Genomic DNA, 21,094 nt, shown 5'->3' on the forward strand with positions numbered 1-21,094 from the left:
TTTTTACTTTGCCGCTGCAATGTAACGGCCAGTCGGTTGTTTGGTCCCGCGTCGCCGACAGCGTCGCCTGAGTCAGAGTTCTTGAGTCATGGTAGAGTCGCGTCGCGGGGCGTCTGCAAGGGCGCCCCGCACAAATTTTGAGTCCGCCTCGCATCGCATCATCGTCGGCGATTGCGTCGCCGAGATGTCGAAGCTTCAGGCTGGCAGCGTCGATCTGGTGTTCGCAGATCCGCCGTACAATCTCCAGCTCAAGGGCGATCTCAAGCGTCCCGACGAATCCCATGTCGATGCCGTCAACGACGACTGGGACAAGTTCGATTCGTTTTCCGCCTACGACGATTTCACCCGCGCCTGGCTGCTTGCCGCGCGCCGCGCGATGAAGCCGTCGGCGACGATCTGGGTGATCGGCTCCTATCACAACATCTTCCGCGTCGGCGCGATCATGCAGGACCTCGGCTTCTGGCTCCTGAACGACATCGTCTGGCGCAAGACCAATCCGATGCCGAATTTCCGCGGCCGCCGCTTCACCAACGCGCACGAAACGATGATCTGGGCCGCGCGTGACGAAAAAGCCAAGGGCTACACGTTCAACTACGAAACGCTGAAGGCCGCCAACGAGGACGTGCAGGCACGTTCGGACTGGCTGATCCCGCTCTGCACCGGCGAGGAGCGCCTCAAGGGCGCGGACGGCAAGAAAGTGCATCCGACGCAGAAGCCGGAAGGCCTGCTCGCGCGCGTGCTGCTGTCGTCGTCGAAGCCCGGCGATCTCGTGATCGATCCCTTCAACGGCACCGGCACGACCGGCGCCGTCGCCAAGCGCCTCGGCCGCTCCTATATCGGCTTCGAGCGCGACAAGACCTATGCGAAAGCCGCCGAAGCGCGCATCGCCAAGGTCGAGCCGCTGCCGGAAGAGAGCCTCGCCCCGTTCATGACCGCGCGCGAAGCCCCACGTGTCGCGTTCTCCGAGCTGATCGAGCGCGGCATGATCATGCCCGGCACCAAACTGTTCGACGCCAAGAAGAAGCTCGGCGCCCTCGTCCGCGCCGACGGCGCCATCATGCTCGGCGACAAGGTCGGCTCGATCCACCGCATCGGCGCGGTGGCGCAAGGCGCGCAGGCCTGCAACGGCTGGACCTTCTGGCACGTCGAGACCAAGAAGGGCCTCAAGCTGATCGACGAGCTCCGCGCCGAGATCCGTGCGGGCATGGCGGCAGAGTAGCTGCTGCCGCACGTCGCGACCGTGTAGGGTGGGCAAAGGCGCTCTTGCGCCGTGCCTACGGCATCTTTCCGGAGCATGCAGAGTCCGTGGGCACGGCGCTTCGCGCCTTTGCCCACCCTACGGCTCCTTGAATGGCGCGACAGCCGGGACTACATTTGCCCGATCAGCCCCGTCCCGACGGGTGGCCCCCATGCGACGACAGTCCGAGACTTTGCTGTTGGTGCCGCTGCTGCCGATCTTCCTGCTCGGCATGTTTCCGATGTTCCTGATCGCCCTGCTCGGCTTCTTTGGCCTCGCTCTGTTCGGCGTGCTCGTGATCTGCGTTGGCCTTGCCAGCAGCAACGAGGCGCACGACAATTTCAATCACGACGTCATCGTGCACGGCTATGCCCGCGAAACCGAGCGCGCGGCGCGGGCGTCCGACATGCATCTCGCCGCCAAGCTCGGGCTGAGGCTGGAAGCGGTCGGCGCGGCGATGATCGTTACGGCGGCGATCGGGCTTTGTTACGCCGGCTGATCTGCGTGGCGCGCAGATACCGCCCGGCAAACTCGGCGGTTGCGCGTCTGGTCCCGAGTTTGGCAAGAGAGGGCGCCACGCGTTCGCTCTCGGCAACACACTGGGGAGATGCTCAATGCTCAAATTCTATTTCAACGGATCGCCGAACCCGACCAAGGTCGCGCTGTTCCTCGAGGAGTCCGGACTGCCGTTCGAGCCCGTTGCGGTCGACACCCGCAAGGGCGATCAGTTCACGCCGGACTATCTGAAGATCAATCCGAACGCCAAAGTGCCGGCGATCGACGACAATGGCACGATCGTGTTCGATTCCAACGCCATCCTGCTCTATCTCGCCGAGAAGACCGATAAGTTCCTGCCCGCCAATCGCGCCGAATTGCTGTCATGGCTGATGTTCGTGGCGACCGGCGTCGGCCCGTATTCGGGTCAGGCCGTGCACTTCAAGCATTTCGCGCCGAAGGACCAGAACCACGACTACGCCCATAACCGCTACCAGTACGAGACCGACCGCCACTACACGATCCTCGACGGTCACCTCAAAGGCCGCAGCTACATGGTCGGCGATGCCTATTCGATCGTCGACATGGCGCTGTGGGGCTGGGCGCGGATGGTGCCGTTCAAGCTCGGTGACGGCGCCTTTGCGCGCTACCCGAACGTGAAGCGGCTTGTCGACGAGATCTCGGCGCGTCCCGCCGCGGCACGCGCAATCGCGCTGAAGGACAAGTTCACCTTCAAGGCCGAGATGGACGACGAGGCCCGTCGCAACATGTTCAAGCACATGATGACCAAGGTCGCCTGATCGCGTCCTGCCGCAGTTTAAAGGCCACGCGCATGCGCGTGGCCTTTTGCTTCTAGGGTTCAGGCGGCGTGGACCGAGTTCAGGAATTTGGCGACTTCCTGCTTCAGCCGGTTGCTGTCGGCCGACAGCGAGCGTGCCGCCGACAGCACTTGCGATGAGGCCGAGCCGGTCTCGGACGCGCCGCGCTGCACGTCGCCGATATTGGTCGAGACGCGCTGGGTGCCGTGCGCCGCCTGCTGGACGTTGCGGGAAATTTCCCGCGTCGCCGCGCCCTGCTGTTCAACGGCCGCCGCAACTGTCGAGGAAATCTCCGACAGCCGCTCGATGGTGCCGCTGATCTCCCTGATGGAGCCGACCGACTCTTCCGTGGCGGCCTGGATGCCGGAGACCTGCTGGGCGATCTCGTCGGTCGCCTTCGCGGTCTGTTGGGCGAGCGCCTTGACCTCGGAGGCGACCACGGCAAAGCCGCGGCCGGCATCGCCGGCGCGCGCCGCCTCGATCGTGGCATTGAGCGCAAGGAGATTGGTCTGGCCGGCGATGGTGGTGATCAGCTCGACCACGTCGCCGATGCGGGCGGCGGCCTTGGACAGCTCGCCGACGCGCGCATTGGTCCGGCTCGCCTGGCCGACGGCCTCGGTGGCGATGCGGGCGGATTCCTGCACCTGGCGGGCGATCTCGCTCACCGAGGAGGACAGCTCCTCCGTCGCCGACGCGACCGCCTGCACGTTGGCCGTGGCCTCCTGCGAGGCGGAGGCCACTTCGGTCGACCGGTCCTGGGCACGCGAGGCGGTCGCGGTGAGCGTGCCGGCCGAGGCTTCCAGCTCGCTCGATGCCGACGACACCGTGTCGACGATCTCGCCGACCGCCTGCTCGAACTGATCGGCCAGCCGGACCATGTCTTTCTTGCGGCTTTCGGCCTGCCGCGCCTCGACCTCGACCTGCTCGGCGCGAAGGCGCTCGGTTTCGACCATGTTGTCCTTGAACACCTGGATCGCCTTGGCCATGTCGCCGATCTCGTCGGCCTTGCCGCGACCGGGGATCTCGATCTCGAGATTGCCGCCGGCCAATAGCCCCATCGCACGCGTCATTGAGGTCAGGGGACCAACGAGGCTGCGGGCGGTCAGGAAGGCGACGATCAGGCCGAACAGGACGGCGATGCCGCCTGCAATCTCCTGCACGGTCGTCGTGCCGTCGATGACGGCTTCGGCCTGGCTGCGGGATTCCTTGTAGTCCTTCTTCAGGGCGGCTTCCGCCACCTTGAGCTTGGCGATGCTGTCGACGATCAGCGGCGCGAGATTCTTGTGATAGATCTCGTCAGCCTGGAGCATTGCCGCCGACGTGGTCTCGAACGCGGATTTGTAGATTCCGAGCGAGGTCTTCACCGGAGCCAGCGTGGTGCGCAGCTCGCTCGCCTGCGGGCTCTTTTCGAGCGCCGAAAGCCGCTGCATCGCCCGGTCCACATTGGTCCGGAAGTTGGCCGGCCCCTTGGTGTCGCGCAGGGCCAGGAAACGCCAGTTGGCGATCTGCACGACCAGCAACCTGGATTCGAGATCCGCAACCAGCGCCGCGGTGTCTTCGTCGACGGCCGCACGGGCGACGTCGACCAGCTTGCCCATCTTGACGGTCAGCTCGTCGCCGCTCGGCAGCAGCGTCGCCTTGCCCGTCCGCGCCTCGTTGACGGCATCGCCGAGATTGTCACGCAGGCTTCGCATCCTGGCGATATCGGCGATCAGATCGTTGTAGAGCTTGCGCCGCTCCTCCGAGGCCGTCCCCTTCGCGCCGACCTGCAACAGCTCGGTCGCCGCGGTCTCGCGCTCTGCGGCCTCCCTCATCGCGGATTCATTGGCGTCGTAGATGTAGCGCAGATTGGCCCGCTGGATCGCCTGAAGATGGGTCGAGATCTCCAGCACCCGCGCCGTGCTGTCCGAAAATGCCGAGGCCTTCGCGACCTGCTCCTGCACCGACCTCAAGTTCCAGACGGCAACCACCGCCATCACGAGACCGACCGCCACCAGGGCCATGAAGCCTGCGTACAGGCGTCCCCTGATCCGCAAACGAAACTTCGGCATTCCCACTGTCCACCCAGATGCATGTGAATTCGAGCGGACCGAACGAATCCGGCAATCGTCACGGCCACCCTGGCAGCCGCACGTCGCGCTTGAGGCGACTCACGCTGCACTGCGACACAATGGGGGACACTCGTTAATTGAACCTTCCAATATTTCGCGCAAACCTGCGGCGAAGCGCGCGACGCCTGCTGATTTTGTAGCCAGCCGCGCAAGGATTTGGCGTCCGGCCGCGGTGGACCGCGCGTGTTTCGGCGATGACCGCTCGTCAGGCGTTCGCCTGCTGCAATTTGCCGAGCGCGTGCTCGACAACTTCCAGCGTGTAGGGCTTCTGAACCACCGGCGCCGATGCCAGCTGCTCCGGGATCGGCGCGCGTTCGCCGTATCCCGTCGCAAAAATGAAGGGCACGCCGATCTCCTTCAGCTTCTGCGCCACCTTGATGCTGGTCTCGTTGCCGAGATTGAGATCGAGCAGGGCAAAGCTCGGCCGGGTGCGCTCGATCGAGCGCAGCGCCTGGTCGACAGTCGCGGCGGTGTCGACGTGGCGGGCGCCGAGATCGAGCAGGATGACCTCGGCGGCCATGGCGATGATCAGATTGTCTTCGACGATCAGCGCCGTGTCGGAAATCCTGGGGCGGGTGGATTGCTGCTCTTCGATGCGCATGGCGGCTCCCGCGATGGACGGTACGAGTTGGACGAAATTGGGGGGAATGACGAACTTCGCCTGCACGCCCAGCAGGTCGAAGCGAATCTCGGCATCGCCCTTGAGATCGAACGGCACCGACCGTTCGATGATGGTGGTCCCGAAGCCGCGCCGCGACGGCGGCTGCACCGGCGGCCCGCCGCTCTCCTTCCATTCGATCACGAGGCTGGAGGATGGATCGAGGCGCCAGACCACCTCGACGCTGCCGGTGGAATCGGCCAGCGCACCGTATTTGGCGGAATTGGTCATCATCTCGTGCACGACAAGCGCCAGCGTTGCGAACGCCTTGGGATCGAGCGCCACGTCCGGGCCACCCATCTTCACGCGCCCGGCGCGCGCGCCGAGATAGGCGCCAGCCTCGGATTCGACCAGGGTGCGGAGCGCGACCGGCGCCCAGTTCAGATTGGTGATCTGGTCATGGGCGCGCGCCAGCGCCTGGATGCGGCCGCCGAGCACGCCGGCGAATTCCTCGACATTGGTGGCCGTGTCCTTGCTCTGGGCGACCAGGGCGCGAACCAGACTGAGAATGTTGCGGACGCGGTGATTGAGCTCGGCGATCATCAGTTCCTGCCGCTCCTGGGCGCCGCGGCGCTCGCGGGCGGCAAGGTCGGACAGTTGCAGGATCACCTCGAGCAGCGTCACGCGCAGGCTCTCGGCGATGCGGATATCGGCCGCCGACCACGGCTTCGACTGCCCCGCCACCGTCTCCTGCCAGAGCTCGAAGCTCTTGCGCGGCGTCAGGCGCGGCCCATTCGGCCCCTCATCGTAGACCTTGTCGGCTGCGCCGGCCCAGTTCACGGACCGCGTGACCTCGCGGCGGAAGAAGATCAGGCAATCGCGCGGGGTGCGCGAGATCGGGATGGCGAGAAAGCCTGCCGCACGGTCCCGGAAGGCCTGGCCGGCGGCGTAGACCTTGGCGATCTCGGCGCTGGCGAAAATCCGCCCCGGCGAGGTCCGGTTGATGAAGGCGACGAGGTCCTTCACCTCGTCCTCGGTCGGCCCCTCGCCCTGGAGCGCGATCTTGTTGTCGGACCAGACCGCAACGCCGTCGCAGTCGATCATTTGCCGGTAGTCGCCGACGAAATCGAAGATCGCACGGCGGCTATGCTCGTGCGAGGCCGCGGTCTCGATCAGCCGCTCCTGGACCTGGTGGGCGCGGGTCTCGTAGGCAACGTCGCCCTCGCGCTCGCGGCCCTCGACGATCCAGGAGAACATCTGGCCGAACAGCTCGGCCGCGGTGCGCTTCTCGAACGAGATGTAGCGCGGCGCATAATGGTGGCAGGCGAACAGGCCCCATAGCTTGCCGTCGCGCAGGATCGACACCGACATCGAGGCCGCGACGCCCATGTTGCGCAGATACTCGATGTGGATCGGCGACACCGAGCGCAGCACGCTCATGGAGAGATCGAGCAGCCCGGCATTGTGCGTAGCGGTCGAGACCAGCGCGGCGGGCCTCGTATCGATGTCCGCAATGATGCGCAGCCAGTTGCGCTGATAGAGGATGCGGGCCTGCTTGGGGATGTCGGACGCCGGATAATGCAGGCCGAGGAAGGATTCGAGGCCGGTCTCCGCGGTCTCGGCGATGACCTCGCCCGATCCATCCGGGTGGAACTGGTAGACCATGACGCGGTCGAAGCCGGTCAGCACCTTGAGCTGGCGCGCCGCCTCGCGGGCGAGCTCGCTCATGCTGCGCGTCTTGCGGATGCGCTCCAGCATCAGGCGGACGAGTTCGCCGGAATTGACACCGGGCTCATTCACACTCGGCTCCGCCTCGATCACGAGATAGGCGGCGGAGAAGTGAATGGAGACGTCATAAGGCGGCTTGCCGGCCTGGAGCTCGAGGCCGAACAGACGCTCCGTCGCATCGGGACCGCTCAGATGATCGACCCGGCTGCGGATGGTGTCGACCGCGCCTTGCGTGAAGATGCTCGACAGCGGCTGCCGGAGCAGGTCGGCGACGTCAATCCCGAGAAAGCCGCCCACATTCTCCGAGGCCATGCAGATCGTGAAATCGGAGAGCACCGTAAGCAGGAAGCCGTAGGGCTGCACGCTGCCGGGAATGTGGATCGGCTCGCGATCGCAATTGGTGAGATTGACGGCCTCGTTCATGCGCGGTCCGCCGCTCGCTCGAACGCGGCGAAGGCGATGCGGGCGAAATCGATCGCCTCGTCCTCCTCGCAACCCTCCTCGCTCGCGAGCTTCGCCAGAAAGCTCTGCCAAAGCCGCTTGCCCGTGCCATGATTGAGATAGGCGGCCGCCTCACCGAGGCGCGGATCGGCCGCGTCCGCGACCGTCTTGAGCAGGAATTTCGAGCCGAGCCGGGAGCCTTCGAGCACATACATCGTGCCGAGCATGCCGCTGCGCGTCAGCGCCGGCACGCAGACAGTGAACGGCACGGCGCTGCCGAGGCGGCCGAGGTCGGCGACAATCGCGGCACTGCGCGACCGCTCCGGCCAGTCCGGAAATAGTCTTGCGACGCCGGCCTCGACCAGCGCGGTTTCGAGCGGCAGCAGGGCGGCGGCGCTCGCTTGCAGAAAGCGGCGGTAGCCGGAAAACACGGTGAGGTCGAACGCAGACAGCTGCGCATCGAGCTCCCGATGCGCCGACGCGGTTGAGTCCCTCAATCGTTCGCGGAGTCCGGAGAAGCTGCGGCCCACATGTGATGAAACGTCCGAAGCCCCAGCCAGCATGAAATTCCCACGACCCATGTTGCCGGGCGCGCAAGTACCCCCGGAAACCGAGGGAACGTCGGCGGAATTCAAAAGTTCCCTCCGGGGTCTTGATGAGCGGGGCAGACGTCATGTCCCTGCCCCGCACTGATGCTCTATTTCCGCCGAACGGGCTTCTTCAGCTCATAGGCAATCTCCGACCGGGTCATGCCGCAGTCCTGAAGCTCCCGTTCGGTCATGGCAGCGAGCTGATACCAGGCCCGGGACCGCTCCCGCCTGATACGCATGATGTCCACCAGCATCCGCCATGCTCGCACGACAATCGACGGCTGTGACGGATGGAACCGGCTGGCGGACGCGACGTCGTTCAATCCGCTCAGCTCGCGGCCCTCGCACCCGTCTGCGGAAAAGGACCCAGCGCCTTCTCGGTCAGGACGGAGTCGCAGTATTCCCGGATCTCCTTGATCTTGCCCTCCTCGAACTGAAACACGAGACAATAGTCGTTGTCGTAGCGCACGCCCTCGGGCGTGACGTTGTCGCCCTTGGCTTCGACCACGACGACGTCGCCGTCGGCGATGAAGCGATGTGCGACGGTGCGCGTGCGATCGCGCAGGCGGGTGCGCACATAGCCGTGCAGATCGTTGAGGATCGCCTCCTTGCCGGTGAAGGTGCGCGACCAGGAATACTGGCCGGTCACGACCCATCTGGCATCGTCGGCAAGGCTTGCGGTGAACAGGGCGCGATCGCGCACGGCCGGATCGGGATTGGCGGCGGCGGCGAAAATATCCTGCATCAGTTTCTTGTTGGCGCTCGCGCTCATGGCGGCATCTCCTTTGGTAAGAACCACGGAGATCATCGTTCGCCGATCGAAATTCTTCAAATCGATAGCGAATATGATATCTATTCGCCTCATGAATTTGAATTCGCTTGACCTCAATCTCCTGACCGCGCTCGACGCGCTGCTGCGCGAGGCCAATGTCAGCCGCGCCGCGATGAGGATGGGCCTGTCGCAGCCGGCGGCGAGCCACGCACTGCAGCGCCTGCGCGACATCTTCGGCGATCCGCTGCTGGTGCGGACCGGCGCGCGGATGGAGCTGACGCCGCGGGCACAGGCGCTCCGCGCGCCACTGGCGCAGGCGCTCGACCAGGTCCGCGGCCTGTTCCTGCCGGAGGACTTTGATGCCGCGCGCAGTGAGCGGCAATTCCGCCTGATGATGCCGGATCTGGCGGTCGAGCTGCTGATGCCGCCTTTGATGGAGAAGGTGACGCGCCTTGCGCCCAACGTCCGCATCGACGTCGTGCCGTGGCGGGGGCCGGCGATCTTCCACGCCGAGTTTGCCCGCACCATCGACCTCGTGATCTCGATCGGCAACGCCTTCAAGGGGTTTCACCGCCAGCTGCTCTACACCGATAGCGACGCCCTGGCGGTGCGGCGCGGCCATCCGATGGCTGCGAAGCTGAAGCGGCGTGAGGCATTCCTGGCCGCGCGCCATGTCGGCGTGATCATTCGCGGCAATGCAGAGGATCTCATCGACACCTGGCTGCACAGCAAAGGCATCGAGCGGCATATCTCGCTGGTGGTGTCGGGCTATCTCGAAGCGCTGCACGTCGCGGCGCGAACCGACCTCGTTGCCTTCGTGCCGCGCCGGCTGATCGCGGCGCTGTCCAAGCAGCTCGGCCTCGTCGCGGTGACGCCGCCGTTCGACCCTGGGATCGACGAGCAGTTCATGTTCTATCCGACCCGCGCGCAGATGGATCCGGGCTCGATCTGGCTGCGGCGGCTGATGCTGGAGACGGGACGGGAGCTGGAGCAAGCCAAGCGCAAGCTGTCGTAGCTGCCGTAGGGTGGGCAAAGCGGCTTGTCCGCCGTAGCTCGAAGAGCGAACGCGGAAGCGTACCCACCATCTGTCGCCACCGGAGAAAGATCGTGGGCACGGCGCGTTGCGCCTTTGCCCACCCTACGAGACGGCACGCTGGGTAGAATGTTCTCTCAACAAACGCGGTGTCGTCCCGGACAAGCGAGGTGCAAACTGCCGTAGGGTGGGCAAAGCGAAGCGTGCCCACCATCTGCCGCCGCCGGAGAAAGATCGTGGGCACGGCGCGTTGCGCCTTTGCCCACCCTACGGGAGCAGTGCTCCTACGCCTTCTGCGCGTCCATCACCTTGCGGATCGCCGGGCGATCGGACATGCGCTTGAAATGATCCGCGATCTTCGGCGTCGCGCTGATGTCGACGCTGTCGCCTTCGAGCCAGTGCGAGAGCGTGTGGAGATAGGGATCGCAGATCGTGAACTGATCACCCATCACCCAGGGCCCCCTGAACATCTTGTCTTCGATCAGCTTGAAGCAGGCGCCCATGGTCTGCGGGACCTTCGCCTTCATGTCCGCAAACGAGGTCTCCTCGGTCGCCCAGCGCGCGCCGCGCATCTTGTGGGCATGGTTGATGTGCACGGTCGAGCAGAGATAGGAGTTGAACGACTGCACCTGCGCGAAGTCGAAGGGATCGTCGAGCGGCGCGAGCTTCGCCTTGGGGAAGGTTTGCGCGATATAGGCCAGCATCGCCGGCGTCTCGGTGAGGACGCCGCGATCGGTCACCAGCGCCGGCACGCGGCCCTTCGGATTGATCGCGAGATAGTCCGGGCTGTTCTGCTGGTTGTCCTTGAAGCTCAGCCGTTCAGCCGTGTAGTCGGCGCCGGCCTCCTCCAGGGTCATATAGGTGGCGAGCGCGCAGGTGCCGGTGGCGTAGTAGAGCTTGAGCATGTCGGACCTCATGGGAAAATTGGAAATTAACGACTGTTGCCCCGGAGGTCCATAGCAAGACATCCTCTTCGCAGTTGCCCACCGCCGTCCGCCTGTGCCAAGACGCCGATGATCGGAGGGGGATTTGTCATGACGGTACTCATCGCCGGTGGCGGCATCGGCGGGCTGACGCTGGCGCTCAGCCTGCATCAGATCGGCATTCCCGTAAGAGTGTTCGAGAGCGTCGCGGAACTGAAGCCGCTCGGCGTCGGCATCAACGTGCTGCCGCATGCGGTCCGCGAGCTGATCGAGCTCGGGCTGATGGACAAGCTGGATGCCAGCGGCGTGCGGACCCGCGAACTCGCCTATTTCTCCAAGCACGGCAAGCCGATCTGGAGCGAGCCGCGCGGGCTGGAAGCCGGCTACAAATGGCCGCAATTCTCGATCCATCGCGGCACGCTGCAGCAGCTCCTGCTCGACACGGCGGTCGAGCGGCTCGGCCGCGACAACATTTTGACCAGCCATCATCTGACCGGCTGGCGCGAAACGGCGAGCGGCGTGCGCGCCGACTTCATCGACCGGGCGACCGGCAAGGCCGCTGGCAGTTACGATGGCGCGATCATGATCGCCGCCGACGGCATCCATTCCGCCGCGCGAGAAAAGCTCTATCCGAACGAAGGCCCGCCGATCTGGAACGGCCGCATTCTCTGGCGCGGCGTCACGCCATCAAAAGCGTTCCTCACCGGTCGTACCATGATCATGGCCGGCCACGAAATCCTGAAATTCGTCTGCTATCCCATTTCGAAAGAGCCGGACGCATCCGGCAACCATCTGATCAACTGGGTGGCCGAGCGCCACATGCCGCCGACCTATCAATGGCGGCGCGAGGACTATAACCGCACTGCGCGGCTCGAAGAATTCCTGCCCTGGTTCGAGAGCTGGCAGTTCGACTGGCTCGACGTGCCCGGCCTGATCAGGAACTGCCCGCACGCCTATGAATATCCGCTGGTGGACCGCGATCCGGTGTCGCAATGGACCTTCGGCAAGGTCACGCTGATGGGCGATGCCGCACACCCGATGTATCCGATCGGCTCGAACGGCGCCTCGCAGGCGATCCTCGACGCCCGCGTCATCACCCGCGAGATCTTGGCGCACGGCCCGACGCAAGCGGCGCTGCTCGCCTATGAGGCCGAGCGGAGACCCGCAACCACCGACCTCGTCCTGCTCAACCGCAAGAACGGTCCCGAGCAGGTGATGCAGCTCGTCGAGGAGCGCGCGCCGGACGGTTACAAGGTGGTCACCGACGTGCTGTCGCAAAAGGAGCTGGAAGACATCGCCGCCAACTACAAAGCCGTCGCGGGATTCCAGGTCGAGGCGCTGAATGCGAAGCCGCCGATCGTGAGCAAGGACGCGCGCGCGGGTTAGCAGATCAGCGAGCCGCGGGCTCCTTCTTTACCTCGCCCCGCTTGCGGGGAGAGGTTGGATTGCATCGCAGATGCAATCCGGGTGAGGGGGTACAGGTCTCACGACAATCGCATACGCGGAGAGAAGCCCCTCACCCCACCCTCTCCCCGTAAGAACGGGGCGAGGGAGTGAGAGAGCGGTGCCCGCCTTACTTCACCACCCTCGCCGCTTCCAGCAACCGCTCGCTCGCGCTCGCCGTCGCCAGCACGGTGCCGTCCGCCGCCGTCAGCTTGCCCTCGACGAACGCAATGGTCTTCCCGAGCTGCGTCACCTTGGCTTCACCAATGATCGGCCCGGGCTTTGCCGGCGCCAAGAAGTTCACTGTCATGCTGATGGTCGTGGTGTAGAGCCGCCCCTCGCTCATCACCAGCACCGCCGGGCCCATGGTGTCGTCGAGCATGGCCGAGAGCATGCCGCCCTGGATGAAGCCCGCGGGATTGCAGAACTCCGGCTTCCCGTCGAAGGCGAGCTTGATCCAGCCCTCCTCGGGGCGGGCGTCGAGCAGATGCCATCCCAACAGCTCGGCGCAGGGCGGCCTTGGAAAGTTGTCGAGCGCGGTCTTGACCATGTGGCACCTCCGTTACTGCCGACAGATAACCTAGCCCTGCTGACACCCTGGTGGCAGCAGACGACACGCCGCAGCGCGGCAGGCCCTGGGAAAATACGGAAAATTGTGCAGATCGAGGACAGTCCGCACGGCATTAAGCCCACCTCAACCAACCGATTTCACGACCGATTCAATACGATCCAATTGGGCAATCCGCCGGTAAGCGATTGGAAGCTACGACATGGCATGAGCGACGGTCACACCGGAGCCTTTCCATGCGAGCCCTCTTGCAGCAGGCAGCCAGCCGCCTGCATGCGATCGAAGATCGACTGACGGTACGGACGCAGATCGCCGCGGCCGTCGCCGCGATGTCCATCGTGCTGGTGGGCACGCTGGCAGCCGGCGCAGCCCTCATCAGCTACCGAAATACAGCCGCCCTGATCGAGAGCAGCCTCGCCGGGATCGCATCCAGCACCTCGGCCAGGCTCGATCGCTTCATGGCGACGCGGCAGCAGGAGATGAAGCTGTTCGCGGAGCTCCAGCCGATGCAGCGGCTGTGGCAGGGCAACCCCGATGAACTGCGCAGCGCGCTCGAGGCGCTGCAGCATTCGTTCGATTTCACCTGGATCGGCTTCGCCGACGTCGACGGCAACGTCGTCGCCTCGACCGGTAGCCTGCTGCGAGGCCAGTCCGTCGCCTCGCGGCCCTGGTTCAAGCAGGGCCTCGAACGGGTCGCCGTCGGCGACGTGCACGAGGCCATGCTGCTGGCCTCACTGCTGACGCAGCGCGCCAATAACGAGCCCTATCGCTTCGTCGACATCGCCGTCCCCGTCCGCGACGCCTCCGGCAAGCTGCTTGGCGTGCTCGGCGGTCATCTGGACTGGAATTGGGCTTCCAACCTGATCAAGGACGTCGAAGCCAATGACGGCAACACCGACACGCAGCTTTCGATCCTGAGCAAGGGTGGCGTCGTCCTGATCGGACCGCAGAAGGAAACGACGCGTTATGCCGGCGACGAACTCGCCGGCATCCTGAATGCCCGCGACGGCACCTTCCGCGAAACGACTGACGGGCGGCAGATGCTGACCGCGTTCCACGTCGGCCGCGGCTATCGCGACTATCAGGGCCTGAACTGGATCGTCACCGCAAGCCAGCCGGCGAGCGTGGCACTGGCCGCCGCGATCTCGTCGGCGCAGGCGATTCTGGCGATCGGCGGCGTCACCGCCCTCATCGCGTTGTCGCTGGCCGTGCTGGTCGCACGCCGGATCGCAGGCCCGATCATCGCCATCACGCAGGAAGCCGACCGTATCGGGCGCGCCCATGGCCCGACCATGCTGGCGCGACAGAGCGGCTCGGCCGAAGTCGTGCAGCTCTCTCGCGCGCTGCGCTCGCTGATCCGCCGCATCGGCCTCGCCGAGGAGCGCACCAAGGAAGCCGAGTTGCGCGCCACGGAGAACGCGATGCAGCTTCAGGAGGACATGCTGAAGCTGCGCCAGCTCGCCGACACCGATTTCATGACCGGCCTGATGAACCGCCGCTCCTTCCTCGCCGTCGCCGACGATGCCGTCGCGTTCTGCCGCCGCTACAAGCGCAACATGGCGACGCTGATGATCGACATCGATCATTTCAAGAAGATCAACGATACCCACGGTCACGCTGCCGGCGACGACGCCATCAAGCGCGTCGCCGAGATCGTCAGCCAGTCGATCCGCACCACCGACAAGGCCGCCCGCTTCGGCGGCGAGGAGTTCGTGGTGCTGCTGCGCGAGATCGACCAGGAGACCGCCATCCTGCTCGCCGATCGCATCAGGACATCGATCGAGAGCGCCACGGTGCGCCACGGCGACACCGTCATTCCCATCACCGTCTCGGTCGGCCTCGCGCTGTTCGACGACAGCGACCGCGACGTGCAGGACGTGATCGAGCGCGCCGACCAGGGCCTCTATGTCGCCAAGAAGACCGGGCGCAACCGCACCTTCTTGATGCCGGCCGAAGACGAGCGCGCGGCACGCGCGGCCTGACGATTTTCAGTCGAGCGCGTGCGCGATCACCTTGCGCATGACATTGGGCAGCGCCTCGCCGGCAAGGGTTGCGATCGGCACCCAGCGCATGCCCTCGGGCGCGCGCGTGCGCGCCTCCGCCTTCGCCGTGTAGACCACCAGCTCCAGCGGAAAATGCGTGAAGACGTGGGTGACGACGCCCACCTTGCGCTGCCAGCGCGACAGCCCCTTCAATTCGGGCGCCTGCTGCTTCGCCGTCGCATCCTCCTGGCCGGCCAGCCAGTCCGAGCCCGGCACTTCCGTCATGCCGCCGAGCAGGCCCTTTTCGGGCCTCGAGCGGACAAGCAGCTCGTCGCCGCGCGTGACGACGAAGGCTGCGCCACGCCGTAACGTCCCACTCTTCTTCGGCGCCTTGCGCGGGAACGTTTCCTGCGTGCCCTGCGCACGCGCGGTGCAGTCGTCATTCAGCGGACACAGCGAGCAGGCCGGCTTCTTCGGCGTGCAGATCGATGCGCCGAGATCCATCAGCGCCTGCGCGCTGTCGCCGGCGCGGGTGTCGGCCAGCAGCGTCGCCGCCAACTGCTGGATCAGGGGCTTTGCCTGCGGGAGCTCTTCTTCAACCGCAAAGAGCCGCGACACCACGCGCTCGATATTGCCGTCGACCGGCATGGTACGGCGGTCGAAGGCGATCGCGGCAATCGCCGCCGCTGTATAGGGCCCGATCCCCGGCAGTGCCCGCAGGCCTTCCTCGGTGTCGGGGAAGACACCACCATGCTCGCGCGTCACAGCGACTGCGCAGGCATAGAGATTGCGCGCCCGCGAGTAGTAACCGAGCCCGGCCCACATCCGCAGCACGTCGTCCTGCGAAGCGCTCCCCAGCGCCGTGACGTCAGGCCAGCGCGCGACGAATTTTTCGAAGTAAGGCCCGACCGCCTTCACCGTGGTCTGCTGCAACATGATCTCCGACAGCCAGACGCGGTAGGGCTCCGATGCCTCGCCGGGCGGGGCGCGCCAGGGCAGCCGGCGGCGATGGCGATCGTACCATTGGAGGAGCGCGAGCGGACGCGATGTGGTCTCCGGCGGGGAAGGTTCCGGCTTCGGCTTGCGGGCGGATCTGGAGCTCATGCCTCACTGTAACGGCAAAGGCACCGGCCTCTCTACGTCATGCCCGCGCTTGTCGCGGGCATCCACGTCTTTCTTCGCAGGATACGTGGATGGCCGGGACAAGCCCGGCCATGACGGCATTGAGCCTATGGCCCGCCTCACGGAGTGCTATAACGCCGCCATGTCCAAATCCGGCCCGATCTTCAAACCCGGTCCCATCAGCGCAAAACCGCTCGGGATCCTGCTCGACGACGTCTTTGCCGAGGCCTATGCCAAGCAGGGTTTTGCGGCGCGCGAGCTGGTGACGCGGTGGGCGCAGATTGCCGGGCCCGAGATCGCGGCCCATGCCGAGCCGCTGAAGATGCAATGGCCGCGCCCCGTGGAGGGCCAGCCGCAGGAGCCGGCGACGCTGGTGCTGCGGGTCGAGGGGCCGATGGCGCTGGAGATCCAGCACTCCGCCGACGTCATCCTGGAGCGGGTCAACCGCTTCTTCGGCTGGAGCGCGGTCGGCAAGCTGGCCTTCCGCCAGGCCCCCCTGTCGCGCCCTCGGATCCGGAAGCGACCCGGCCCGCCGGACCCCAAGAGCGTCGCCAAGGTGGCCGAGAGCCTCGCGGACATCGAAGATGAAGACTTGAAGACAGCGCTGGCGCGGCTCGGGGCCGCCATCAAGCGAAATTGAGCCTCATTCCCCGGCTAATCTGGACCTGTCTTTGTCCCTCGCCATTGCCTCGAACGAGGTTTCAAGCTAGCGACAGGCCGCCCGAACGGGAACCTCGGGCGACACCTTGCCAATTCGGGAGCCGACCTTGATCATCACCCGCCGCGCCTTCACCACGATGCTGTCGCTGACCGGGCTTGCCGCGGTCGCCGGGCTCTCACCACTGCGGATCATCTCCGAGGCGATGATCCCTGAAGCAAAGGCGCAGACCGCCGCCGACGTCGCCAAGCCGGTGTCGCTGCCCGACATGGCGCTCGGCCCGAAGGACGCCCCCGTCACCATCACCGAATTCGCCTCGATGACCTGCCCGCATTGCGCGGCCTTCAACGAGCAAGTGTTCCCCAAGATCAAGTCGGAATACATCGACACCGGCAAGATCCGTTACATCTTCCGCGAGTTCCCGCTCGACATCAAAGCTGCCGCCGGCTCGATGCTGTCGCGCTGCATTGCCAATGGCGACGCGACGAAATACTTCGCGGTCACCGACATGCTGTTCCGCCAGCAGAGCGACTGGGTGATGAAGAACACCACCGAGACCCTGACGCGGATCGGCAAGCAGGCCGGCCTCACCCAGCAGCAGGTCGAAGCCTGCCTGAAGGACCAGGCGCTGCTCGACAAGATCGCCGCCGACCAGAAATATGCCAGCGACATCCTGAAGGTGGATTCGACGCCGACCTTCTTCATCAACGGCGAGAAGATCAAGGGCGAGGCCTCGTTCGAGGAGTTCGCCAAGAAGATCAACCCGCTGCTCAAGAGCTGATTCGCTCGTCAAGATCCTGATTCGCATCTCGAAAGCCGTATCGTTCCCGTCATAAATCCCTTGGGAAAAGCGGCTTTCGCCGGTTGCCCTCGCGGCGCACCGCGGCCATTGTCCAGCCGCATGAGGCGCCTCGCGCGACTCGCCCGGATAGCGACATTGCCTTCCATGGTAGTGTCCCGGCAGGGGGATTCGCGCCTGCCAACAGAGATGCGTGCTTATGAAAATCACCCGCCTGCGCCTTCACGGCTTCAAGTCTTTCGTTGAGCCCACGGATTTCGTCATCGAGCCCGGCCTGACCGGCGTGGTCGGCCCCAACGGCTGCGGCAAGTCGAATCTCGTCGAGGCGCTGCGCTGGGCGATGGGTGAAACCTCGTACAAGAGCTTGCGCGCCGCCGACATGGACGCGGTGATCTTCGCCGGCTCCGGCAACCGTCCCGCGCGCAACCACGCCGAAGTGACGATGACGATCGACAATGCCGATCGCACCGCGCCGGCGGCGATGAACGACAGCCAGCTTCTCGAAATCTCCCGCCGCATCGAGCGCGAAGCCGGCTCGGTCTATCGCATCAACGGCCGCGACGTGCGCGCCCGCGACGTGCAGATCCTGTTCGCGGATGCCGCCACCGGTGCGCGTTCGCCCGCCCTCGTCCACCAGGGCAAGATCGGCGAGATCATCCAGGCCAAGCCCGAGCAGCGCCGCCGCGTGCTGGAAGACGCCGCCGGCGTCGCCGGCCTGCACGCCCGCCGCCACGAAGCCGAGCTGCGCCTGAAGGCCGCCGAAACCAACCTCACCCGCGTCGAGGACGTGATCGGCCAGCTCTCCGGCCAGATGGAAGGCCTGAAGAAGCAGGCCCGCCAGGCCGTGCGCTATCGCGAGGTCGCGGCCAAGGTCCGCAAGGCCGAAGCCACGCTGTTCCACCTGCGCTGGATCGGCGCTCATGCCGACGTCAACGAATCCGGCCAGACCCACGATCTCGCCGTGCGCGAGATGGCCGAGCGCACCCAGCACCAGGCCGAAGCCGCCCGCATCCAGGCGATCCGCGCCGCCGAAATGCCGGCGCTGCGCGATGCCGAAGCGCGCGCCGCGGCCGGGCTGCAGCGCCTCACCAATGCCCGCGAATTGCTCGACCGCGAGGAAGAGCGCGCCAAGGAGCGCGTCGCCGAGCTCGAGCGCCGCCTTGCGCAGTTCGAAGGCGACATTTCGCGTGCTCAGCAACAAACGATGGACGCCGACGTCGCGCTGCAGCGGCTCGACGCCGAAGACGCCGAGCTGAAGGAAGAGATCAAGTCGCGCGTCGAGAAGCGCTCCGGCGTCGACGAGCGCGTCGGCGAAGCCGAGGCGGTGCTGACCGAGACCGAGCAGCAGTTCGCCGAGCTCACCACCGCGCTCGCCGACCTCACCGCCAAGCGCAACCAACTCGAAGCCAACGTCCGCACCCATCGCGACAAGCTCGCCCGGCTCGACCAGGAAATCGCGAACGTCACCGCCGAAGAGCAGAAGCTCGCCGCGGATACCGGCGGCTTCGGCGATCTCGACGAGCTGACCGCGACGGTTGAGACCGCGGAGCAGACGCTGGCAGCTTCCGAAGCCGCGGCGCAGGCGAGCGAAGCCGCGCACGTCGCGGCGCGCCAGACGCTGGAATCCTCGCGCTCACCGCTGAACGAGGCCGACAAGCGCGTGCAGCGCCTCGAGACCGAAGCACGCACGATCTCCAAGATCGTCAACGGCGAGACCAAGAATCTGTGGCCGCCGATCATCGACGGCATCACCGTCGACAAGGGTTTTGAAAAGGCGATCGGCGCCGCGCTCGGCGACGATCTCGACGCGCCGGTCGACCCGTCAGCGCCGATGCGCTGGACCAATGCCGGCGTCACCGAGGGCGATCCGGAGCTGCCCGAAGGCGTCACCCCGCTCGCCAACCATGTGCAGGCGCCGGCCGAGCTGGCGCGTCGTCTGGCGCAGATCGGCGTGGTGCCGCGCGAGCGCGGCGCCGAGCTCGTCTCGCAGCTCAAGACCGGCCAGCGGCTGGTCTCGCCCGAGGGCGACGTCTGGCGCTGGGACGGCTTCGTCGCCGCCGCTCACGCCCCGACCGGCGCCGCGCGGCGTCTTGCCGAGCGCGCCCGTCTCGTCGACATCGAGAACGAGCTCGAGCAGGCCCGCATCGACGCGCAGATCAAGCGCCAGGCGCTTGAGAATGCCGAGTCCGAATTGCAGATGGCGGCCAGCACGGAAGGTGCCAGCCGCGAAGCCTGGCGCGCCGCGCAGCGCGAGCTCAACACCGCACGCGAACGTCATGCGAGCGCCGAGCGCGAGATCAGCCGCCACGCCGCACGCAAGGCGACGCTGTCGGAAGCGCATAGCCGTCTCGCCGCCGACCGCGCCGAAGCCGAAGCCGCGCATGAATACGCCGCCGCCGGCATCACCGAGCTGCCGTCGAGCGAGGACACCGAGACCCGCCTCGCCGCCGTCCGCAGCGACATCGAGGCTCATCGCCGCATGGCCGCCCAGGTCCGCGCTGAGGCGCAGGCGCTGGCGCGCGAGGCTGAACTGGCCGACCGCCGCGTGCAGGCGATCCTCGCCGAGCGCACCGAGTGGGCGAACCGCAAGGAGAGCGCGGCCTCCCATATCGACACCATCCAGGCACGTATCGCCGAACTCACGATCGAGCGCAGCGAGCTCGAAAACGCGCCGGCCGTGTTCGCCGAGAAGCGCAGCGCGCTGATCACCGAGATCGAATACGCCGAGAACGACCGCCGCATGGCCGCCGACGCGCTCGCCACCGCCGAGACCGCGATGGCCGAGACCGACCGCGTCGCCAAGCTGACGCTCGAAGCTCTCTCCAGCTCGCGCGAGGCCGCCGCGCGTGCCGAAGAACGCATGGAAGGCGCGCGGCGCCGGCTCGAGGACATCGAGCGCGAGATCCGCGACATGCTCGAGGTCGAGCCGCAGGCGGTTGCCGGCCTCGCCGAGATCGAGCCCGGCGCGGAGCTGCCGCCGCTGCACGACATCGAGGAAGACCTCGAAAAGATGCGCCGCGACCGCGAGCGCCTCGGCGCAGTCAATTTGCGCGCCGAGGAAGAGCTGCGCGAGGTCGAGACCCAGCACACCGGCCTCGTCACCGAGCGCGACGACCTCGTCGAAGCCATCAAGCGGCTGCGCCAGGGCATCCAGAGCCTCAACAAGGAAGCGCGCGAGCGCCTCCTGACCTCGTTCGAGGTCGTCAACAACCACTTCAAGCGCCTGTTCGTCGAGCTGTTCGGCGGCGGCGAGGCCGCGCTGCACCTGATCGAGAGCGACGACCCGCTCGAAGCCGGTCTCGAGATCATCGCCAAGCCCCCGGGCAAGAAGCCGCAGACGCTGTCGCTGCTCTCGGGCGGTGAGCAGGCATTGACCGCGATGGCGCTGATCTTCGCGGTGTTCTTGACCAACCCCTCGCCGATCTGCGTGCTGGACGAAGTCGACGCGCCGCTCGACGACCACAACGTCGAACGGTACTGCAACCTCTTGCACGAGATGACCGGCTCGACCGACACGCGCTTCATCATCATCACGCACAACCCGATCACCATGGCGCGGATGAACCGGCTGTTCGGCGTCACCATGGCCGAGCGTGGCGTCTCGCAACTGGTGTCGGTGAGCCTCGCCGAGGCCGTGGACATTCTCGACCAGAACGTGGCGTGACGCTGCGGTCGCGCCACACCCATTGACGTCATCATCCGCGAAGGCGGATGATTCAGTACGCCGTGACTTCTCGATTGACGGCACTGTCTCGGAGTACTGGATGCCCCGCCTG

17 protein-coding genes are annotated in these 21,094 nt (G+C 65.9%); 9 read left to right on the forward strand and 8 right to left on the reverse strand.

All coding sequences use genetic code 11. The features are described from left to right. Positions 1-88: 88 nt before the first annotated feature. The 3 genes from BRAGE_RS0126660 to BRAGE_RS0126670 all read left to right on the forward strand — a co-directional run bounded on the left by BRAGE_RS0126660 (position 89) and on the right by BRAGE_RS0126670 (position 2,532). On the forward strand, positions 89-1,219 hold the full coding sequence (locus BRAGE_RS0126660) for a site-specific DNA-methyltransferase (protein ID WP_027558155.1): 1,131 nt from the start codon (positions 89-91) through the stop codon (positions 1,217-1,219). 190 nt (positions 1,220-1,409) lie between these two features. After that, positions 1,410-1,736 carry a hypothetical protein gene (locus BRAGE_RS0126665; RefSeq protein WP_027558154.1) on the forward strand — a complete coding sequence of 109 codons (327 nt, stop codon included), beginning with the start codon at positions 1,410-1,412 and terminating at the stop codon, positions 1,734-1,736. Between the two features lie 115 nt (positions 1,737-1,851). Continuing rightward, positions 1,852-2,532, forward strand: coding sequence for a glutathione S-transferase family protein (locus BRAGE_RS0126670; RefSeq protein ID WP_027558153.1), 681 nt, complete (start codon positions 1,852-1,854; stop codon positions 2,530-2,532). Positions 2,533-2,591: 59 nt separating this feature from the next. On the opposite strand, the gene BRAGE_RS0126675 is transcribed toward BRAGE_RS0126670, so the two are convergent. The 5 genes from BRAGE_RS0126675 to BRAGE_RS0126695 all read right to left on the reverse strand — a co-directional run bounded on the left by BRAGE_RS0126675 (position 2,592) and on the right by BRAGE_RS0126695 (position 8,790). After that, on the reverse strand, positions 2,592-4,601 hold the full coding sequence (locus BRAGE_RS0126675) for a HAMP domain-containing methyl-accepting chemotaxis protein (RefSeq protein ID WP_027558152.1): 2,010 nt from the start codon (positions 4,599-4,601) through the stop codon (positions 2,592-2,594). Positions 4,602-4,866: 265 nt separating this feature from the next. Further along, positions 4,867-7,410 (reverse strand): HWE histidine kinase domain-containing protein, encoded by a 2,544-nt coding sequence (locus BRAGE_RS0126680; RefSeq protein ID WP_027558151.1) that lies wholly within the window; start codon positions 7,408-7,410, stop codon positions 4,867-4,869. Then, the gene (locus BRAGE_RS0126685; protein ID WP_231164293.1) at positions 7,407-7,925 is read right to left on the reverse strand and encodes a biliverdin-producing heme oxygenase; all 519 of its coding nucleotides are present in this window, start codon (positions 7,923-7,925) and stop codon (positions 7,407-7,409) included. The genes BRAGE_RS0126680 and BRAGE_RS0126685 overlap by 4 nt, the downstream gene beginning before the upstream one ends. Positions 7,926-8,125: 200 nt before the next feature. Further along, positions 8,126-8,341: a DUF1127 domain-containing protein gene (locus tag BRAGE_RS49255; RefSeq protein ID WP_035730085.1), complete on the reverse strand. Its 216-nt coding sequence runs from the start codon at positions 8,339-8,341 to the stop codon at positions 8,126-8,128. A 5-nt stretch (positions 8,342-8,346) separates the two neighbouring features. Beyond that, positions 8,347-8,790: a nuclear transport factor 2 family protein gene (locus BRAGE_RS0126695; protein WP_027558149.1), complete on the reverse strand. Its 444-nt coding sequence runs from the start codon at positions 8,788-8,790 to the stop codon at positions 8,347-8,349. Between the two features lie 91 nt (positions 8,791-8,881). On the opposite strand from BRAGE_RS0126695, the gene BRAGE_RS0126700 reads away from it, so the two are divergent. Next, entirely contained in the window at positions 8,882-9,805 is a 924-nt protein-coding gene (locus tag BRAGE_RS0126700; protein WP_027558148.1) for a LysR family transcriptional regulator, read from the forward strand. A gap of 302 nt (positions 9,806-10,107) precedes the next feature. On the opposite strand, the gene BRAGE_RS0126705 is transcribed toward BRAGE_RS0126700, so the two are convergent. Next, entirely contained in the window at positions 10,108-10,728 is a 621-nt protein-coding gene (locus BRAGE_RS0126705) for a glutathione S-transferase family protein (protein WP_027558147.1), read from the reverse strand. Positions 10,729-10,857: 129 nt separating this feature from the next. Between BRAGE_RS0126705 and BRAGE_RS0126710 the strand changes: the two genes are divergently transcribed. Next, positions 10,858-12,132 carry a flavin-dependent oxidoreductase gene (locus BRAGE_RS0126710; protein WP_027558146.1) on the forward strand — a complete coding sequence of 425 codons (1,275 nt, stop codon included), beginning with the start codon at positions 10,858-10,860 and terminating at the stop codon, positions 12,130-12,132. Between the two features lie 187 nt (positions 12,133-12,319). Here the strand turns inward: BRAGE_RS0126710 and BRAGE_RS0126715 are convergent, their stop codons facing one another. After that, positions 12,320-12,739: a PaaI family thioesterase gene (locus BRAGE_RS0126715; protein WP_027558145.1), complete on the reverse strand. Its 420-nt coding sequence runs from the start codon at positions 12,737-12,739 to the stop codon at positions 12,320-12,322. A gap of 254 nt (positions 12,740-12,993) precedes the next feature. Between BRAGE_RS0126715 and BRAGE_RS0126720 the strand changes: the two genes are divergently transcribed. Next, complete coding sequence (locus BRAGE_RS0126720) at positions 12,994-14,739, forward strand: sensor domain-containing diguanylate cyclase (RefSeq protein WP_027558144.1); 1,746 nt, start codon at positions 12,994-12,996, stop codon at positions 14,737-14,739. Between the two features lie 6 nt (positions 14,740-14,745). On the opposite strand, the gene mutY is transcribed toward BRAGE_RS0126720, so the two are convergent. Continuing rightward, positions 14,746-15,843, reverse strand: coding sequence for an A/G-specific adenine glycosylase (mutY, locus tag BRAGE_RS0126725; protein ID WP_027558143.1), 1,098 nt, complete (start codon positions 15,841-15,843; stop codon positions 14,746-14,748). Positions 15,844-16,003: 160 nt separating this feature from the next. Between mutY and BRAGE_RS0126730 the strand changes: the two genes are divergently transcribed. The 3 genes from BRAGE_RS0126730 to smc all read left to right on the forward strand — a co-directional run bounded on the left by BRAGE_RS0126730 (position 16,004) and on the right by smc (position 20,982). Beyond that, the gene (locus BRAGE_RS0126730) at positions 16,004-16,501 is read left to right on the forward strand and encodes a DUF721 domain-containing protein (protein ID WP_027558142.1); all 498 of its coding nucleotides are present in this window, start codon (positions 16,004-16,006) and stop codon (positions 16,499-16,501) included. 127 nt (positions 16,502-16,628) lie between these two features. Further along, positions 16,629-17,300, forward strand: coding sequence for a DsbA family protein (locus BRAGE_RS0126735; RefSeq protein WP_027558141.1), 672 nt, complete (start codon positions 16,629-16,631; stop codon positions 17,298-17,300). A 217-nt stretch (positions 17,301-17,517) separates the two neighbouring features. After that, on the forward strand, positions 17,518-20,982 hold the full coding sequence (smc, locus tag BRAGE_RS0126740; protein WP_028146370.1) for a chromosome segregation protein SMC: 3,465 nt from the start codon (positions 17,518-17,520) through the stop codon (positions 20,980-20,982). The last annotated feature ends 112 nt before the right edge of the window (positions 20,983-21,094 follow it).

Source organism: Bradyrhizobium genosp. SA-4 str. CB756 (genome assembly GCF_000473125.1).
Classification (GTDB): Bacteria; Pseudomonadota; Alphaproteobacteria; order Rhizobiales; family Xanthobacteraceae; genus Bradyrhizobium; species Bradyrhizobium arachidis.

What these genes read in the sequence shown, in the direction of transcription:
- BRAGE_RS0126660 (WP_027558155.1), top strand. Translation starts at nt 89, where the DNA reads ATGGTAGAGTCGCGTCGCGGGGCGTCTGCAAGGGCGCCCCGCACAAAT.
- BRAGE_RS0126665 (WP_027558154.1), top strand. Translation starts at nt 1,410, where the DNA reads ATGCGACGACAGTCCGAGACTTTGCTGTTGGTGCCGCTGCTGCCGATC.
- BRAGE_RS0126670 (WP_027558153.1), top strand. Translation starts at nt 1,852, where the DNA reads ATGCTCAAATTCTATTTCAACGGATCGCCGAACCCGACCAAGGTCGCG.
- BRAGE_RS0126675 (WP_027558152.1), bottom strand. Translation starts at nt 4,601, where the DNA reads ATGCCGAAGTTTCGTTTGCGGATCAGGGGACGCCTGTACGCAGGCTTC.
- BRAGE_RS0126680 (WP_027558151.1), bottom strand. Translation starts at nt 7,410, where the DNA reads ATGAACGAGGCCGTCAATCTCACCAATTGCGATCGCGAGCCGATCCAC.
- BRAGE_RS0126695 (WP_027558149.1), bottom strand. Translation starts at nt 8,790, where the DNA reads ATGAGCGCGAGCGCCAACAAGAAACTGATGCAGGATATTTTCGCCGCC.
- BRAGE_RS0126700 (WP_027558148.1), top strand. Translation starts at nt 8,882, where the DNA reads ATGAATTTGAATTCGCTTGACCTCAATCTCCTGACCGCGCTCGACGCG.
- BRAGE_RS0126705 (WP_027558147.1), bottom strand. Translation starts at nt 10,728, where the DNA reads ATGCTCAAGCTCTACTACGCCACCGGCACCTGCGCGCTCGCCACCTAT.
- BRAGE_RS0126710 (WP_027558146.1), top strand. Translation starts at nt 10,858, where the DNA reads ATGACGGTACTCATCGCCGGTGGCGGCATCGGCGGGCTGACGCTGGCG.
- BRAGE_RS0126715 (WP_027558145.1), bottom strand. Translation starts at nt 12,739, where the DNA reads ATGGTCAAGACCGCGCTCGACAACTTTCCAAGGCCGCCCTGCGCCGAG.
- BRAGE_RS0126720 (WP_027558144.1), top strand. Translation starts at nt 12,994, where the DNA reads ATGCGAGCCCTCTTGCAGCAGGCAGCCAGCCGCCTGCATGCGATCGAA.
- mutY (WP_027558143.1), bottom strand. Translation starts at nt 15,843, where the DNA reads ATGAGCTCCAGATCCGCCCGCAAGCCGAAGCCGGAACCTTCCCCGCCG.
- BRAGE_RS0126730 (WP_027558142.1), top strand. Translation starts at nt 16,004, where the DNA reads ATGTCCAAATCCGGCCCGATCTTCAAACCCGGTCCCATCAGCGCAAAA.
- smc (WP_028146370.1), top strand. Translation starts at nt 17,518, where the DNA reads ATGAAAATCACCCGCCTGCGCCTTCACGGCTTCAAGTCTTTCGTTGAG.